Raw genomic sequence first — 17,060 nt, forward strand, 5'->3', positions numbered from 1 at the left:
TCCCTGACAGGCGGGACGCATCGACAGCCTAGCCCCATGGGCCGGCTCCCGGTCCGGGACCGGGAAGGGGCGGGCGCGCATCGTCGCGACCGATTTCTGGCGGCTCGCCAGTCGCGCCCTCGATCCGCGGGGAGATCGCGATATCCATGCCGCCGGCATATTCGACGAGGGCGGCGATACGATCCTCGATCGGCGGGTGACTGGCGAAGAGGCCGGCGAGGCCGCTTGCCTTCGGCAGGTCGATGAACATCTGCTGGACCTGGCTCGGCGCCTTGAGTTCGGAGTGACCGGAAATCTTGCGCAGCGCGCCGATCATCGCATCGGGATTGCGGGTCAGTTCGGCGGCGCCGGCGTCCGCAAGGTATTCGCGGCGGCGGGAGACGGCGAAGCGGAGGGCGATGGCGAGGAAGCGGGCGAGAATGAAGATGGCGACCGCGACCAGGATCAGGATGATCGCGCCGCCGCCGCCCTTGCCGCTCGAGCTGCTCGACGAACGGCGTGAGCGGCCGGAGGTGTAGAGCAGGGCGCGGGGGCTCCTGACCAACAGGTCGCCGACCAGCGAGATGACGCCGACGAAGACCGCGGCGATGACCAGGAGCTGGACGTCGCGGTTGCGAATGTGGGTCAGCTCATGGGCGAGCACCGCCTCGAGCTCGGCGTCGTCGAGCGACTCGACCAGGCCGCGGGTGACGGTGATCGAATAATGCTTCTCGCGGATGCCGCTGGCGAAGGCGTTGCGGACGTCCGTGTCGATCATCCGCAGCGTCGGCATGGTGATGCCGCGGCTGATGCAGAGGTTCTCCAGGAGGTTCCAGACCCGTGGACTGGTGCGCCGGTCGAGGACATGGGCGCCGGTGGTCGCGTCGATGATGCCCTGGTGGGCGAAGAAGGCGATGACCCACCACAGCAGCGACACGGCCAGGGCGATCGGCACCAGCACCGGCATGAGCTCGAAGGCATTCTCGAAGCCCTCGCCGATATCGGGATTGTCGAAGGCCGAAATCACCAGCGCGAAGGCGAAGCAGATCATCAGCATCAGGAAGGGGAAGCCGGCGAGCAGGATCACCGTCTTCAGCCGGTTGTTCCAGATATGCGTCTTGAGACCGTAGGTGCCCATCGGTTTCGGCTTATGTGGTCACGGCCGGGGCCGCGCCCCCTCGGCCGATCAACACAGGACCGGCGCGCGTCTGTTTTCCCTCCCCGAACCGGGGAGGGTGGCAGCGAGCGGCGAAGCCGCTCGGTGACGGGTGGGGTTCGTGTGGTGAGGGAGCCCACCCACCATCCTTCGGATGGTCCCCCCTCCCCGTTCCGGGGAGGGATGGGCGTCGCGTTGCCGGAGCCCTGGGCTCAACCGACGTGTTTCGGGGGCGCCGGCGCATGGGGCTCAGAACTTGACGGACGGGGGGACGACGACGGCGGCTGTCTCGGCCTCGTCGAGCTCGAAGAATTCGCGGCCGGTGAAGCCGAACTGGCGGGCGATGAGGACGGCCGGGAACTGCTCGATCGAGGTGTTGTATTCCTGGACCGAGTTGTTGAAGAAGCGCCGGGACGCGGCGATCTTGTTCTCGAGGTCGGAGAGTTCCGACTGGAGCTGGAGGAAGTTCTGGTTGGCCTTGAGGTCGGGATAGGCTTCGGAGAGGGCGAAGAGCTGGCGGAGCGCGCCGGTCAGCATGTTCTCGGCCTTGGCCGCCGCTTCCGGGCCACTGGCCGACACGGCGGCGTTGCGCGCCGCGGTCACCGCCTCGAGCGTCTTCGCCTCGTGGCTGGCATAGCCCTTCACCGTCTCGACGAGGTTCGGCACCAGGTCGTGGCGCTGCTTGAGCTGGACGGTGATATCCGACCAGGCCTGCGAGACGGTCTGCCGGAGGCTGACCAGCCGGTTGTAGAGAAAGACGAGGTAGACGGCGCCGAGGACGATGACGCCGAGAATGATCCAGCCGATAGTGCCCATGGGAATTCCTTCCGTCCCGTGTTCAGGTCCGGTCGAGCTTATCAGGGGTCGCGGAGTCGGGCCACTGATCCGCGCAGAAGGCCTCCCAGTCCTCCCGCGACGGCCATTCCGTCAGCGGCGCGCCATTGGCCCTGGCGCGCAGCGCCGGCAGGATGATGGCGTTGATCTCCTGGCGGAGCGCCTGGTAGCAGTAGACCTCGGCGGTGGCGCAGCGGCGGCCGCGCCGACAGGCGCTGAAGGAACAGGTTTCTGCCAGCCCGAATTCTGTGCACACCTCGCGCATGAGCCGGGCTCGCAGCGGCTTGATCGGCCGTATCTCGACGTTCTCGTCCCCGATTCGCATCACCTTCGTCATGGCACGCCTCATCGTTTCCGCGACCGCTGCCGGCCCGGATCGTTGATCATTTCTCCCCCGGCGATGCCGAGGGTGGCGGGCGACGGCAGCCGCCATCGCAAGGGAAAAGCGGGCGGCTCCCGCCGCCCGCCCGGCGACTTGTCGCCATCCGGTCCATGCTCCGGCCACGCGCACCCGCAGGCTCGCGCGCCTTAAGGCGGGTCATGTCCCGCAGACCCCTCGTAGTGGGGGTCGGACTTCCCGGACAGCACCCCGGGCCGATGGCCGGTTGTCCATCGTCGCGGGCGCCGACCTCTCCACGTCAGGCCGGTGCCGGTACCGGGCAACGTCCCTCGGCGGGAGAGGCGGGCTCAAGTCTACGGGAGGTTTTCGGGAGGGGGACAAGGGGAGGGGTTATGCCGGTTGGAAGAAGACGGGTCTCAAACAGCGGGCTGCGTCATTAGGTCGATTGGTTTGGTTTTCCCCGAAGGCGCCACCATGACGGCCGCGTTTGGGACGGTGCGCGCTTCTTGAATTTGGTTTCCCAATCAGCGTAGCCTTTGGTGTCGGGGATAAGACCTTCAGACTCGGGTTGAGATAGGTCTGCCTCGGATGGTTCCGGAGCGTATTGACGATAGCTCTTTTGAAAACGCCGCCTATGTTCCTCGGATATGAGGTTCAAATCCCGAATGAGCGTTAGCGAGAAATAGATCCCGTCGTCTGTATAACTGTAAAGCGCATTCAGAATTGCCGGATAGCTATTATCAATGCTGCCGGAATCGTCAGGCAGGCCAAAATATAATTGTATCCTGGCGAGAGGATCTTCAGGATATTCATTTCTATATCGCTCGATCAATTGGTTTCGATTCTCAATCGTCTCCTTTAGGGATTCGATAGTTTGCAAAAGAATTGTACACAAATGCAGGGGCGGCCGGTTAGGTCTAAGCGATCGAAGATAGCTTTTTGTAGCAATTCTACAGGAATCGCGGGATTTGGTAAGGTCTCTAGATCTGCTTTTAGCTCGAATTTTCCTCCCGGACGCCGAACGGCGTATTCATATTGCAGCCGGCTAAGAGAATGTCTTTCCTTCATTGGTCTAATGAATTGCTTTTTCATTCGAAAAAATACTTGAATAATGCTGAGCAATAGTTCTATTGCGCCATTAATTGCCCGAATTTTTGATAAAAATTCTTGTTTTTCTTGTTCTTTCTTAATTAGTAGTTGCGCACCGCGCGCCCCAAAAAAGGCACCGAAGCCGCTAGCAAATAGAGCAATGGAGAAAGGATGAGTTAGGGCATCCGATATACGCTCAAGAATCCAGCTCGTGGCATTGTCCACCATCGCTATGAAATGCATGACCTCGAACATCGCGTAATTCTGCCGGTTAGAATCGCGCCAACTCTAGCGTGTGAATAGTGTATTCGCGGAGGTTTTTGGCTCAATGAAAGTTCCGACCCTTGGGCATGACCCTGCCGGCCGAGAGTTTCGCTAGGTCGGTGGCGACGCCGGGTTCCTCGCGGGCCAACTGGACCAGCCGTGACTTCGGGCCGATCTTCTCGCGCATGTCGACCTGCGGCCGGCGGATCTCGTCGGCGCGGGCCAGCGCCTCGAGGTCGCGGCGGTTGGGCTCGCCGGCCTCGGCCGACAGCGCCGACAGCATCGGCGTCAGGTCCTCCAGCTTCTCCGACACGACATGGATGACGCCGCTCTCGCTCTGCACCCGGCCGGTGACCGCGACGAGGCGGGCGCCAAGCACCACCGGGCGGAAGCGCTCGAACACCTTCGGCCAGACGATGATGTTGGCGATGTCGGTCTCGTCCTCGATGGTCATGAAGATGACGCCGCTCGCCGTGCCCGGCCGCTGGCGGACAAGGACCAGGCCGGCGACGGTCACCCGCCGCGGGTTTTTTCCTTCCCGGTCCGGCCTCCGGCCGTCCTCGCCTCTTGATTTTCCTTCCCGGTCGTGGCTTCGCCGCTCCTCGCCTCCTGATGCTTCCCGGTCGAACCTTCGGTTCTCCTCGCCTCTTGCCCGCTCGTCGCGGGTGGCGAGGGCGATCAGGGTGGCGTTGTCGACGATGCGGCGGGCAGCGAGTTGCGGGCGGAGGAAGGACAGCGGGTGGGCCTTCAGCGACAGGCTGAGATAGCGGTAGTCGTTGACGACATGCTCGCCGACCGGCATCGGCGGCAGGGCGACGTCGGGCTCCTTGCGGATGTCGCCGAGGTCGGCGATGTCGAAGAGCGGCAGGCGGCTGCCCGGCTTCGTCGCCGCCGTCTTGCCGCCGAGGCCGCGCGCCGCCCACAGCGCATCGCGCCGGTCGAGACCGATCGAGCGGAAGGCGTCGGCATCGGCGAGCCGCTCGATGGCCGCCTGCGACAGGCCAGAGCGCAGCCACAGGTCGCGGACCGAATCGTAACCGCGCCCCCGCGCGTCGGCGAGCGCCCGGGCGTCTTCCTCGTGGAAACCCTTGATCTGGCGGAGCCCGAGCCGGACGGCATGGGTCGACCGGATGTCCGGTCGCTGGTCGGCATTGGCGGGGTGGAGCTTCCCTCTCCCCTTGTGGGAGAGGGCTTCCGGACTTGGCGTCGCAGGGTGCGTAGCGCCCGAGACGCTTAGGCCGGAAGGGTGAGGGGCGATGCCCACGGGGTCGCATGCATCGTCCGTCATGGTGTCACGCCTGGCGGGGTCCCCCTCACCCATTGCCTCCCGGCTCGCCTGCGGCTCGCCAAGAGGCAAAGCCCTCTCCCACGAGGGGAGAGGGAAAGGGGCGATGGAGGCTGGAGAGTTTCGGAGCATTCGTTTTCGCGGGTGGGCGCCCCCTCCACCACCCTTCGGGTGGTCCCCCTCCCCCGCTTCGCAGGGGAGGATGGGCGCCTCAGGCAAGGGATGCGCTTCCGGTTCCAGCGTCGAGTCCCAGTCGGAGAAGTTGATGTCGGGCGGGCGGGTTTCGATGCCGTGGCGCTGGGCGTCGCGGACGATCTGGGCGGGGGCGTAGAAGCCCATTGGCTGGGAGTTGAGGAGGGCGGCGCAGAAGACGTCAGGGTAGTGGCATTTCAGCCAGGCGGAGGCGTAGACCAGCAGGGCGAAGCTTGCCGCGTGGCTTTCGGGGAAGCCGTATTCGCCGAAACCCTCGATCTGGCGGAAGCAGCGCTCGGCGAAATCGCGCTGGTAGCCGCGGGCGGTCATGCCCTCGACCATCTTGTCCTGGAAGGTCTTGATGGTGCCGACCCGCTTGAAGGTCGCCATGGCGCGGCGCAGGCGATCGGCCTCGCCCGGCGAGAAGCCGGCGGCGACGATGGCGATCTTCATCGCCTGCTCCTGGAAGAGCGGCACGCCGAGGGTGCGGCCGAGCACCTGCTCCAGTTCGTCCGCTTCGCCATGGGCCGGCGACGGCGAGGGATAGACCACCGTCTCCAGCCCCTGGCGGCGGCGGAGATACGGGTGGACCATGTCGCCCTGGATCGGGCCGGGGCGGACGATCGCCACCTCGATGACGAGGTCGTAGAAACTGGCCGGCCGGAGGCGCGGCAGCATGGTCATCTGCGCCCGGCTCTCGACCTGGAAGACGCCGAGCGAATCGGCGCGCTGCAGCATGCGGTAGACGGCGGGATCCTCGGCCGGGATCGTCGCCAGGGTCGGCGCCTCGCCATAATGATCGCGCATGAAGTCAAAGGCGCGGCGGATGCAGGACAGCATGCCCAGCGCCAGCACGTCGACCTTCAGCATGTTGAGCGCGTCAAGGTCGTCCTTGTCCCATTCGACGGTGGTGCGGTCCTCCATCGCGGCGTTCATCACCGGCACCATCTCGTCGAGCCGGTCGCGGGTCATGACGAAGCCGCCAACATGCTGGGAAAGGTGGCGGGGGAAGCCGATCAGCTCCTGCGACAGGGTCATCACCTGGGCCATGGCGCGGTCGCCGGGGTCGAGGCCGATGCGGCGGATATCGGCCTCGCGGACGCCGGCCGAGGACCAGCCCCAGATGGTGCCGGAAAGCGCGCCGATGGTGTCCTCCGACAGGCCGAAGGCCTTGCCGACCTCGCGGACGGCCGAGCGGGTGCGGTAGGTGATGACGGTCGCGGCGAGGCCGGCGCGGTGCCGGCCGTACTTGTCGTAGATATACTGCATCACCTCCTCGCGCCGCTCATGCTCGAAATCGACGTCGATGTCCGGCGGCTCGTTGCGCTCGGCCGAGATGAAGCGCTCGAAGAGGAGGTCGGAGCGCTCGGGGTCGACCTCGGTGATGCCAAGGACGAAGCAGACCGCCGAATTCGCCGCCGAGCCGCGGCCTTGCGCGAGGATGCCGCGCTGCCTGGCGAAGCGGACGATGTCGTGGACGGTGAGGAAATAGGGGGCGTAGTCGAGCTGGGCGATGAGGCGGAGCTCGTGGTCGATGGCGGCCTGGACCTTGGCCGGGACGCCGGCGGGATAGCGGAAGCGGGCGCCGTCCGCGGTCAGCCGCTCCAGCGCCTCCTGCGGGGTGGCGGCATCGCCGGTCGGCTCGTCGGGATACTGGTAGCGCAACTCGTCGAGCGAGAAGGCGAGGCGCTCCAGCACGGCGCGGGACTCGGCGACCGCCTCCGGACAATCGCGAAACAGCCGGGCCATCTCGGCGGCGTCCTTGAGATGGCGCTCGGCATTGGCGGCGAGCAGCCGGCCGGCGGTCGCCAGCGACTTGTGCTCGCGGATGCAGGTCAGGACGTCCTGCAGCCGGCGGCGCTCCGGCGCGTGGTAGAGCACGTCGTTGGTGGCCATCAGCGGCACGCGGTGGCGGCGGGCGACGCGGTCGAGCGCCGCCAGCCGGCGATGGTCGGCGGCGGCATAAAGCCGGCTTGCCATCAGCCGGACATTGCCGGGAAAGGCATCGGCGAGGGCGGCGAGGGTGGTGTGCAGCGGATCGGTTTCCGCTGCCGTTTCGGGGTCTCCTCTCCGCTCACCCCCGCGCAAGCGGGGATCCAGAACCACGATCGCGTGCCCGGCTTCGCGGTCACTGGGTCCCCGCTTTCGCGGGGATGAGCGGTTGGTGGGGGCGGCTCCTGCATGGATGGGGCCTGAGCCGGTTGCAGAGCTCCGTGGCATGACGCCGAGCATCAGGCCGTCGCCCCAGGCGAGGAGATCGGCAAGGTCGAGGTGGCATTCGCCCTTGGCGGCGCGGCGGTTGCCCAGGGTGAGGAGGCGGCAGAGACGGCCATAGGCGGCGCGGTCGGTCGGCCAGGCGAGGATATCGGGGGTGCCGTCGCGGAAGACCAGCCGGCAGCCGACGGCGTAGCGGAAGCCGGCGGTCCTGGCCGCGACATGGCCCCGCACGACGCCGGCCAGCGTGTTGCGGTCGGCAACGGCGATGCCGGCAAGCCCGAGCCGCGCGGCTTCGCCCACCAGTTCCTCCGGATGCGAGCCGCCGCGCAGGAAGGAGAAATTGGTGGTGACGGCGAGCTCGGCGAAGGCGGTCATGGGACGCCTCCTCCGTCGTCGGCTCTTGAAAATAGAGCAAATTGTAACAACAATATGCTATGGAATACGAATGGGACCCGAAGAAAGCGGCGGCGAACCTCGCCAAGCATGGGGTTGCATTCGAGCGCGTGGCCCTGTTCGAGTGGGAAGACGCCTTGATCGACGAAGATCTTCGTTACGCCTACGGAGAACGTCGTTTCAATGCCTTTGGAAGGATCGAAGGCCGCCTGCATACACTGGTCTTCACAATGCGGGGACGATCGGTTCGCATGATCGGATTGCGAAAAGCCAACAGTCGGGAAGTCCGTCGTTATGGAAAAGAAAAAGCCTGACCATATTTCCCAGGAAGACTGGGACGCGGTTGATGTCCCGGAATGGACCGACGAGAGGTTTCGCCGGGCCAGACCTGCCCATGAGGTCTTGCCGGATATCTTCCCCAAACCCCGGCCGCGCGGACCGCAGAAGACGCCGACCAAGGTCCAGACGACGATCCGGCTTGACAGCGACGTGATCGCCCATTTCCGGTCGACTGGCGCGGGCTGGCAGAGCCGGCTCAACGAAATGCTCCGGCGGGGCGTCGCGCAGGAAAAGAAGCGCGCCCAGAAATGACCGGGAGTGGTGCGCCGCAGTTTCCGGCGCATCACCCGAAGACCCCGTGCAGGTACCAGCGCGGGGCGATGGTCTCGCGGCCGTAGAGGCCTTCGCGGAAGAGCCAGAAGCGGTGGCCGGTGGCGTCCTCGACGCGGAAATAGTCGCGGGTCTCGTCCTCGTCGTTGCGCCACCATTCCGGGGCGATGCGTTCCGGTCCTTCGGAGCGAGCGATGCGATAGAGGGCGCGCCGCCAGCGGAAATGCATCGGCGGGCCGTCGGGCACCGCGGCGGTCGCCTCGACCGGCTCGGGCCGGGCGAAGAGGCGGAGCGGCCGGTCGATGGGATCGGCGTCCATGAACGCCGGGAAAAGGGGAGGGTCCAGTGCGCGGACACACGACACCTCTCCATCAGAATTCGTTGCGGACCTCCCGTCCGCTCGTCCCCGCGCAAGCGGGGACCCAGATTCCGACGGGTAGTGGTGGCCGGATCCTGGATTCCCGCTTGCGCGGGAATGAGCGGAAGGAGGAGGGAGCCCTCCCCAATGCCTGCCGGGGGACAATGCGTGCGCCGCGGCATCGATATCAGTCCATGCTTCCGACCGTTCGGGGATGTGGCTGTCGCGGGGGACGATGCGGCGGACGCGTTCGGGGCCGATGCGGGCGCCGATCCGGTCGATGAGCTGGCCGAGGTCGGCCTCGCCGACGGCGTCGCCGGCAAGGTCGACCTGGGCCGGGGTGTCGGGGGCGGTGACCGGCACCGAGAGGCGGGCCATGTCGAAGCCGAAGCCGGCGTCGAGCTCGTCGGCAAGGCTTGCGAATTTCTCGGCGAAGAGGCCGAGGACGTGCTTCGGCGCACGCACCGGCCGGCTGGTGCCGACGCCGAGCCGGGTGACGACGCCATCGACGCGGAACAGCGACAGCTCGAAGCGCCGCGCGCCCTCGCCGCGCTGCTCGAGGTTGCGGGCGAGCGTCGCGGCGAGCGAGGCGATGGTCGCGGCGATGTCGTCCTCCAGCCCGATCGGCTCGGCGAAGCGGCGCTCGGCGATCAGGGCGGCGACCGGGCGGCGCGGATCGATCGCCTCCTCCTCGCGGCCGAGCGCCTGGTCGAGCCGGCGCATGAGACTGGCGCCGAAACGGGCGGCGAGCGGCGCCCGCGGCGCGTCGAGGATCTGGCCGATGCGCTTCAGCCCGACCCGGTCGAGCGCCGCGACGATGTCGTCGTCGAGGCGGAGCGCCGCGAAGGGCAGGGGGACGAGCAGGTCACGCGCGCCGCCCGACGCCACCCGCGACGTTTCGGCGTAGCGCGCCGCCGCCCAGGCGGCGCCGGGGGTATCGGCGATGGCGGCGCGGGCGGCGAAGCCCTGAGCCGGAAGGCGGGCGGCGAGATCGGCGACCAGTTCCGCTTCGCCACCGAAGAGATGGGCGCAGCCGGTGATGTCGAGCATCAGGCCGTCTTGGCCGTCGAGGGCTACCAGCGGCGTATAGCGCTCGGCCCAGTCGGCGATGGCGGCAAGCAGGGCGGCGTCGCTGGTCGGATCCGCGTCGACCGCGTCGATCGCCGGGATGATGGCGCGGGCGTCGGCCAGAGCCTGGCCCCGGTGCAGCCCGCGGCGGCGGGCGGTCTCGTCGAGGGCGACGAGGCGCAGCGCGCTCCTGGCCTTCGCGACGACGACGAGGGGCGGTGTTTCTCGAACGTTTTGGGTTGCGGTGCGTCCTTCGAGGCTCGGGCTATGCCCGAGCACCTCAGGATGGCGGATGGGGTTTGTCTCTGTCTCCGGATTGACGCCGCCGATTCTTCGGCCATTGCGATCAACACCGACCTCGCCATCCTGAGGTGCGCGCGAAGCGCGCCTCGAAGGACGCGGTTGCCCGGATGGCTTTGGCGATGGCTCATCCCGTCCGGCGATACGCCACGACCGTCCCAGCCGTTCGCGCCAGATCCGGTCGGTCGGCAGGCAGGGCAGCGCCAGGGCGAGATAGCGCCGGGGTGGCGAGGGGGGCGAGGGCGAAGCTCCGTGCGTCATGGTCCCATTCCAGGTCGAACCGGCCGGTGGCGCCGGCGCGGTTGCGTTCGAGGTGAAGCCGCCAGGCAGGGCGGCCGATGCCGGCGGCGAAATCGTCGAGGGTGCCGGCCGGTCGCGGCTCGACCAGCCAGCGGGTGGCGGCGGCGCCCGGTTCGGCGGCGGCGGCCTGGCGGAGCAGGATCCCCATGACGCCGCCGTCGCGGGCCCGGAGCGCCAGCCGGCGGCTGGCGGTGAGGTCGAGGACGCGGGGATGGCCGCGGATCTCGCCGAGCACCCCGGCAAGACCGGCGCAGCGCAGCCCCTCCTCGAAGACCCACAGCGTCTCCTCCGGCCGGCGGGTGACGACGACGATCAGCCGGCCGGGGTCGAGACCGAAGCGATCGAGGCCCGGCCCATGGGGATGGCCGCCCTCGCGGACCGCGGCTTCCTCCATCACCCAGAGCAGCGGACGGTCGTCGCCGACGGTCAGGCGGGCCAGAATGGCGGCGGCGAAGCCGGTGGCGGCGGAGCCGGCGCGGGTGGTCTCGGCCCGGACCTCGTGCAGGGCGTTGCGGCGCAGGCCGCCGCCGAGCAGGCAATCGAGGCCCTCGACGCCGAAGGGCAGCAGCTTTTCGGCGCGCCGGGGGGCGAGACGCGGGGCCTCCGGCCTTTCCGGTCCCTGAGGGGGGACGGCAGGCGACGGCGGTGCCTCGACGCCGAGCGGACGGCCCTCGATTTCGGCAATCCTCCGGCGCAGCCCGGCAAAGTCGTCCCCTGCCATGAAAACGCTCGCGCGCATGGCTTTCGGCCTTTCGATGTGAATATGTTCCTGTTTTGTTCTATTGATTCCGGAGAACGAAAAAAGAGTCAAGCGGATTCCGGGAAAGCCTGTGGTAACGGGCTCGCCGCTAAGGTGTCGCCCCGTCCAGCCGCCGCCTTCACCCAGGCCGCAGTCGTCCCACGCCGATCGGAGCCGTCATGATCCGCGCCAAAGCCGTCCTTGCCGTTGCCTTTTCCGCCGCCTTCGCCCTGCCGGCAGTGGCGCTCGACCCGGGGGGCGAGCAGTACAAGAACCTGCTGACGCCGCTGCTCGAAAGCGGCAAGACGATCCTCGACCAACAGATCGCCTATCCCGCCGGCACGGCCAAGGTGACGGCGGCAATCGTCACCATCCCGCCCGGCAACGACACCGGCTGGCATACGCACGAGGTGCCGCTCTTCGCCTATGTGATGGAGGGCGAATTGTCGGTCGACTATGGCAGCAAGGGCGTCAAGGTCTACAAGGCGGGCGACAGCCTGCTCGAGGCGATGGACTGGCCGCATAACGGCACCAACCGGACCGACAAGCCGATGAAGCTGCTGGCCGTCTACATGGGCGCCGAGGGCGAGCCAAACGCCGAGCCGGTCGACGGACCGAAATAGCGCAAGCGGCGCCGGCCGGGGGAACCGGGCCCGCCTTCGCCGTCTTGACGCCATATGTCGCGACTATCAGGGTCGACCCATGAACGGTCGATTCCCCGCCATGGTCCTCATCGTCGCCGCCATCGCGGCGCCGGACGCCGGCATGGCGCAGGCGTCGGGCGCGGTGACCCCGGCGGCGCTGGTCAACGCCATCGGCCAGGCGATCATCATCCTGCTCATCGCGCTGGCGGCGCTGTCGGTCGCCGCCAAGCTGTCGATCCATTTCGGCCTCGTGCCGCGCGAACCGGAAACCCGGCTGCAGACCCTGATCCACGGCGCCGCCAATGTCGTCGGCCGGCTCAGGCCGCCGCAAACGATGCGCGACAGGCGGCGGGCCGAACGCATGTCCGAGGACGACGAGCGGCGCCGCTAGGCGTCGCGCGCGAATGTCACAAACGCCTCATAGGATGAGGCGAATAACCAGAAACGTTGTCGCCGGGGGAAAGCCCATGCATGCCGCAGAGGCCGAACGCAGCCGCCTGATCGGTGCGGTCCAGAAGATGCTGTCGCGGGCCGGAAAGGATGACGGGGCGAGGCTCCCGGCGCTGGCCGGCGATCTCCTCGGCCATGTCAGCCCGGAGGACCTTGCCCGGGTCTCGCCCGACGACCTTTGCGGCTTCGTCCGCTCGGCCGATTCGCTGCTGGCGCGGCGCAAGCCGGGGCAGGCCGTGGTGCGGCTCACCGATCCCGACGGCGACGGAGCGGGGCCGGATGGCGAGGTCACCGTCATCGAGATGCTCAACGACGACATGCCCTTCCTGGTCGATTCGACCCTCCAGGAGTTGCAGGCGCTCGGCCTCACGGTGCGGCTGGTCGCCCATCCGGTGGTCACCGTCACCCGCGACCGCGCCGGCAAGCTCACCGCCTATGGCGCGGAGGCGCAGGCCTCCGGGCGCGGCCGGCGGGAGAGCCTGATCCAGATCGTCATCGCGCGCGTGGCGCGGACGGCGGATCGTGAAACGATCGCGGCGCAACTGGAAAGCCTGCTCGTCGAGATCCGCCACGCGACCGCCGACTGGCCGGCGATGGTCGAGAAGCTGGCGGCGATCATCGCCAGCTACAAGGCCGAGCCGCCGCCGATCCCGGCTGCCGATGTCGCGGAGGCGATCGCCTTCCTCGAATGGCTGGCCGACGACAATTTCACCTTCCTCGGGGTGCGCGAATACGGCTTTTCCGGCGGCGCCAAGCGCGGCCAGCTCAACCGCGAGGAGGGGAGCGGGCTCGGCATCCTCGCCGATCCCGACGTGCGGGTGCTGAGCCGGGGCGGGCGCGGCGTGACGATGACGCCGGCGATCCGCGAATTCCTTGCCCGGCCCTTCCCGCTCTTCGTCGCCAAGTCGAACCTCAAGTCGCGTATCCATCGTCGCGCCTATGCCGACTATATCGGCATCAAGTGCTACCGCAGCGACGGCCGGCTCGCCGGCGAGGTCCGCTTCATCGGGCTGTTCACCTCGACCGCCTATAACCGCTCGGTGCTGGCGATCCCGTATCTGCGCCGCAAGGCGGAAGCGATCGTCGCCCGCGCCGGTTTCGGCGGCGCCGGCCACTCGGCCAAGACGCTTGTCAATGTGCTGGAATCCTATCCGCGCGACGAGCTGTTCCAGACCGACGAGGACACCCTGTTCCGCTTCGTTATGGCGATCATGGCGCTGGCCGAGCGGCCGCGGGTCAGGGTGCTGGCGCGGACCGACAAGTTCGACCGCTTCGTCTCGGTCCTCGTCTTCGTGCCGCGCGACCAGTATGACACCGACGCCCGGGAACGGATAGGCGCCTATCTCGCCGAGACCTTCGACGGGCATGTCTCGGCCTATTACCCGACCTTCTTCGAAGGGGCGCTGACCCGGGTCCAGTTCATCATCGGCCGGGCCGGCGGCGAGACCCCCGACCCCGGCGAGCCGGCGCTCGAGGCGGCGGTGACGCGGATCGTCGAGAGCTGGCCGGACGCGCTGGCGGCGGCGCTCCGCCGCCGCTTCGAGCCGGCGCGCGCCGACGTACTGGCCGGGCATTACCGCGACGCCTTTCCGGTCGGCTATCGCCACGCGACCAGCCCGGAAGCGGCGGTCAACGACATCGCCACCTTCGCGCGGCTGACCGGCGAACACCCGATCGCCGGCTCGTTTCACCGCGACAGCTGGACGCCGCCGCACGGGCTGGCGCTGAAGCTGATCCACCTCGGCGAGCCGATCGCCCTGTCGATGCGGGTGCCGATGCTCGAGAACATGGGCCTGCGGGTCATCGATGAGCAGACCTACGAGATCACGCCGACCGGCGACCGGCCGCGGATCTTCGTCCACGAAATGGCGCTGGAACGCGCCGACGGCAAGCCGGTCGACCTCGAGACGGCGGCGGAACCGCTGATCGCATGCTTCATGGCGGTCTGGTACGGGCTGGCCGAGAATGACGGCTACAACGCGCTGGTGGTCAACGGCGGCCTCGGCTGGCGGGACGTCACCATCCTGCGGGCGGTGTCGCGCTACATCCGCCAGGCCGGGACGCCGCTCACCCAGCATACGCTGTGGGAGACGCTGAACGCTCACGCCGATATCGCCCGGACGCTGGTCGAGCTGTTCCATGCCCGCTTCGACCCGGACAATCGCGACGAGCGGGTCGCCGGCCGCCGCGTCGCGCGGATCGAGACGGCGCTCGAAAAGGTCGAGAGCCTCGACGAGGACCGCGCCATCCGGCGTTTCCTCAATGTCATCGACGCGATCCTGCGGACCAATGTCTACCAGCGCGATGCCGAGGGCGAACCGCGCCGCCAGATCGTCTTCAAGCTCGATTCGCAGCGGATCGAGGACCTGCCGGCGCCGCGTCCCTTCCGCGAGATCTTCGTCTACGGGCCGCGCGTCGAGGGCATCCACCTGCGCTTCGGCAGGGTGGCGCGCGGCGGCATCCGCTGGTCGGACCGGCCGCTCGACTTCCGCACCGAGGTGCTCGGCCTCGCCAAGGCGCAACAGGCCAAGAACGCGGTGATCGTGCCGGTCGGCGCCAAGGGCGGCTTCGTGCCGAAGCTGCTGCCGGCCTCCGGCGATCGCGCCGCGATCTTCGAGGAGGGCAAGGCCGCCTACAGCATCTTCATCTCCAGCCTGCTCGACATCACCGACAACCTGGTCGATGACGCGCCGGTGCCGCCGGACGACGTGATCCGCCGCGACGAGGACGATCCCTACCTGGTCGTCGCCGCCGACAAGGGCACGGCGACCTTCTCCGATACCGCCAACGCCATCGCGGAAGCGCATGACTTCTGGCTTGGCGACGCCTTCGCCAGCGGCGGTTCGCATGGCTATGACCACAAGAAGATGGGGATCACCGCCCGCGGCGCCTGGGAGGCGGTGAAGCGACATTTCCGCGAGATGGATACCGACATCCAGGCGACGCCCTTCACGGTGGTCGGCGTCGGCGACATGTCAGGCGACGTGTTCGGCAACGCGATGCTGCTGTCGCCGCAGATCCGGCTGGTCGCCGCCTTCGACCATCGCGACATCTTCATCGACCCGGATCCCGATCCGGCGGTGGGGATCGCCGAGCGCCAGCGGCTCTTCGACCTGCCGCGATCGAGCTGGCAGGACTATGACCGGGCGAAGATCTCGGCCGGCGGCGGCGTCTTCTCGCGCAAGGAAAAGTCGATCCCGCTCAGCCCGGAGATGCGGGCGGCGCTCGACCTGACCGGCGAAAAGGCGACGCCCAATGTCATACTGCGCGCCATTCTCGGCGCCCGCGCCGACCTCCTGTTCTTCGGCGGCATCGGCACCTTCGTGCGGGCGCGGGACGAGGGGCCGGACAAGGTCGGCGACCGGGCCAATGACGCGATCCGCCTGACCGGCGGCGAAGTGCGGGCCAGGGTGGTCGGCGAGGGCGGCAACCTTGCCATGACCCAGTCGGGGCGGATCGAATATTGCCTCGCCGGCGGACGCTGCAATTCCGACGCGATCGACAACTCGGCCGGGGTCAACACCTCCGATGTCGAGGTCAACATCAAGATCGCGCTCGGCAAGGCGGTGCGCGATGGGCGGCTGGACGCCAGGGGCCGCGACAAGCTGCTCGCCTCGATGACCGACGAGGTGGCGGCGCTGGTCCTGCGCAACAACTATCGCCAGACGCTGGCGATCTCGCTGACCGAGATGCGCGGCTTCGCGTATTTCGGCTACCAGCGGCGGCTGATCCAGGACCTCGAACGCCGTGGCGTGCTCGACCGGGCGGTCGAATCGCTGCCCGACGAGGTGGCGATGGCCGAGCGACAGGCGGCCGGCAAGCCGCTGACCCGCCCCGAGATCGCGGTGCTGGTCGCCTATGCCAAGATCCTGCTCTTCGACCAGTTGATGGCCGGCGACGTCGCCGACGACACGACGCTCGACGACGAGTTGTTCCGCTACTTCCCGACCCGGATGTGGGACGACTATCACGCGGATATCGAGAGCCACCGACTGCGGGCCGAGATCATCGCGACGATGGTCGCCAACTCGATGGTCAACCGGGCCGGGCCGACCTATGCCATCCGCGTCGCCGACCGGACCGGCGCCTCGCCGATCCAGATCGCCCGGGTCTATGTCGTGCTGCGCGAGGCCTTCCGGCTGCGCGAACTCAACGACGCCATCGACGCGCTCGACAACAGGATCGACGGGACGACCCAGCTCAATCTCTACAGCGCGGTGAAGCACCTGGCGGTGTCGCGGACGACATGGTTCCTGCGCAACGTCTCGCTGGACGCCGGAATCGGGCCGGTGGCCAGCGCCTTTGGCGAGACCATCGCGACGATGGCCGGGATGCTCGACCGGGTGCTGCCGGAGCCGGTCGCCGCGCGCCTTGCCGACTCGATCGAGGCCTATCGGGCCGCCGGGGTTCCGGAGGAGGTCGCGGTCGCCATCGGACGCCTGCCGGTGCTGGTCGACGCGACCGACATCCACCTTGTCGCCGAGGCGACCGGCCAGTCGCTCGAGGCCGCAGCCACCGTCTTCTACGACGTGGGCGAGCGGGCCCGGATCGGCAATGCGATGCGCCGGGCCGAGGCGATCCCGATGACCGACTATTACGACGGGCTGGCCCGCGAGCGGGCGCTGGAGACCATCGCCACCGCCCATCGCCAGATCGCCATCCAGGTGATCAAGGCCGGCGGCGTCGAAGCCTGGCGGGCGGCGCGCAGCGATGCCGTCGAACGGAGCCTCGACGTCGTCTCCGGGATCACCGAGACGGAGGAGATGACGCTGTCGCGGATCGCGGTGGTGGCCAGCCTGCTGGCCGATCTCGCGGCGATCTGATCCAGGCGCGATTGGCGTCC

Annotated in this window: 12 protein-coding genes; 5 read left to right on the plus strand and 7 right to left on the minus strand. The window is 68.0% G+C overall.

All coding sequences use genetic code 11. The features are described 5' to 3' along the window. Positions 1-28: 28 nt before the first annotated feature. The 5 genes from BLT60_RS09930 to BLT60_RS09945 form a co-directional block, all read right to left on the minus strand. Complete coding sequence (locus BLT60_RS09930; protein ID WP_090876254.1) at positions 29-1,117, minus strand: M48 family metallopeptidase; 1,089 nt, start codon at positions 1,115-1,117, stop codon at positions 29-31. A 267-nt stretch (positions 1,118-1,384) separates the two neighbouring features. Beyond that, positions 1,385-1,951 (minus strand): LemA family protein, encoded by a 567-nt coding sequence (locus tag BLT60_RS09935; RefSeq protein ID WP_090876255.1) that lies wholly within the window; start codon positions 1,949-1,951, stop codon positions 1,385-1,387. 22 nt (positions 1,952-1,973) lie between these two features. Continuing rightward, a complete protein-coding gene (locus tag BLT60_RS09940; RefSeq protein ID WP_090876256.1) occupies positions 1,974-2,306 on the minus strand; it encodes a hypothetical protein in 333 nt (110 codons plus the stop codon). Between the two features lie 861 nt (positions 2,307-3,167). After that, a complete protein-coding gene (locus tag BLT60_RS24005) occupies positions 3,168-3,653 on the minus strand; it encodes a hypothetical protein (protein ID WP_139167794.1) in 486 nt (161 codons plus the stop codon). A gap of 70 nt (positions 3,654-3,723) precedes the next feature. Then, positions 3,724-7,731 carry an error-prone DNA polymerase gene (locus BLT60_RS09945; protein WP_090876257.1) on the minus strand — a complete coding sequence of 1,336 codons (4,008 nt, stop codon included), beginning with the start codon at positions 7,729-7,731 and terminating at the stop codon, positions 3,724-3,726. Between the two features lie 59 nt (positions 7,732-7,790). Between BLT60_RS09945 and BLT60_RS09950 the strand changes: the two genes are divergently transcribed. Further along, on the plus strand, positions 7,791-8,063 hold the full coding sequence (locus BLT60_RS09950) for a BrnT family toxin (protein WP_090876258.1): 273 nt from the start codon (positions 7,791-7,793) through the stop codon (positions 8,061-8,063). Beyond that, positions 8,044-8,340, plus strand: coding sequence for a BrnA antitoxin family protein (locus BLT60_RS09955; RefSeq protein WP_090876259.1), 297 nt, complete (start codon positions 8,044-8,046; stop codon positions 8,338-8,340). The genes BLT60_RS09950 and BLT60_RS09955 overlap by 20 nt, the downstream gene beginning before the upstream one ends. 31 nt (positions 8,341-8,371) lie before the next feature. Here BLT60_RS09955 and BLT60_RS09960 read toward each other — a convergent pair whose 3' ends face one another. Beyond that, entirely contained in the window at positions 8,372-10,063 is a 1,692-nt protein-coding gene (locus BLT60_RS09960) for a Y-family DNA polymerase (RefSeq protein ID WP_210185581.1), read from the minus strand. Between the two features lie 148 nt (positions 10,064-10,211). Further along, entirely contained in the window at positions 10,212-11,105 is an 894-nt protein-coding gene (locus tag BLT60_RS24745) for an ImuA family protein (RefSeq protein ID WP_210185582.1), read from the minus strand. A gap of 197 nt (positions 11,106-11,302) precedes the next feature. Here BLT60_RS24745 and BLT60_RS09965 point away from each other — a divergent pair, with 197 nt between their 5' ends. The 3 genes from BLT60_RS09965 (at position 11,303) to BLT60_RS09975 (ending at position 17,040) form a co-directional block, all read left to right on the plus strand. Beyond that, on the plus strand, positions 11,303-11,746 hold the full coding sequence (locus BLT60_RS09965) for a cupin domain-containing protein (protein ID WP_090876261.1): 444 nt from the start codon (positions 11,303-11,305) through the stop codon (positions 11,744-11,746). 79 nt (positions 11,747-11,825) lie between these two features. Then, a complete protein-coding gene (locus tag BLT60_RS09970) occupies positions 11,826-12,158 on the plus strand; it encodes a hypothetical protein (RefSeq protein ID WP_139167797.1) in 333 nt (110 codons plus the stop codon). Between the two features lie 76 nt (positions 12,159-12,234). Continuing rightward, positions 12,235-17,040, plus strand: a complete 4,806-nt coding sequence (locus BLT60_RS09975; RefSeq protein ID WP_090876263.1) for an NAD-glutamate dehydrogenase — start codon at positions 12,235-12,237, stop codon at positions 17,038-17,040. Positions 17,041-17,060 lie beyond the last annotated feature (20 nt).

This window comes from Bauldia litoralis, from assembly GCF_900104485.1.
Lineage (GTDB): Bacteria > Pseudomonadota > Alphaproteobacteria > Rhizobiales > Kaistiaceae > Bauldia > Bauldia litoralis.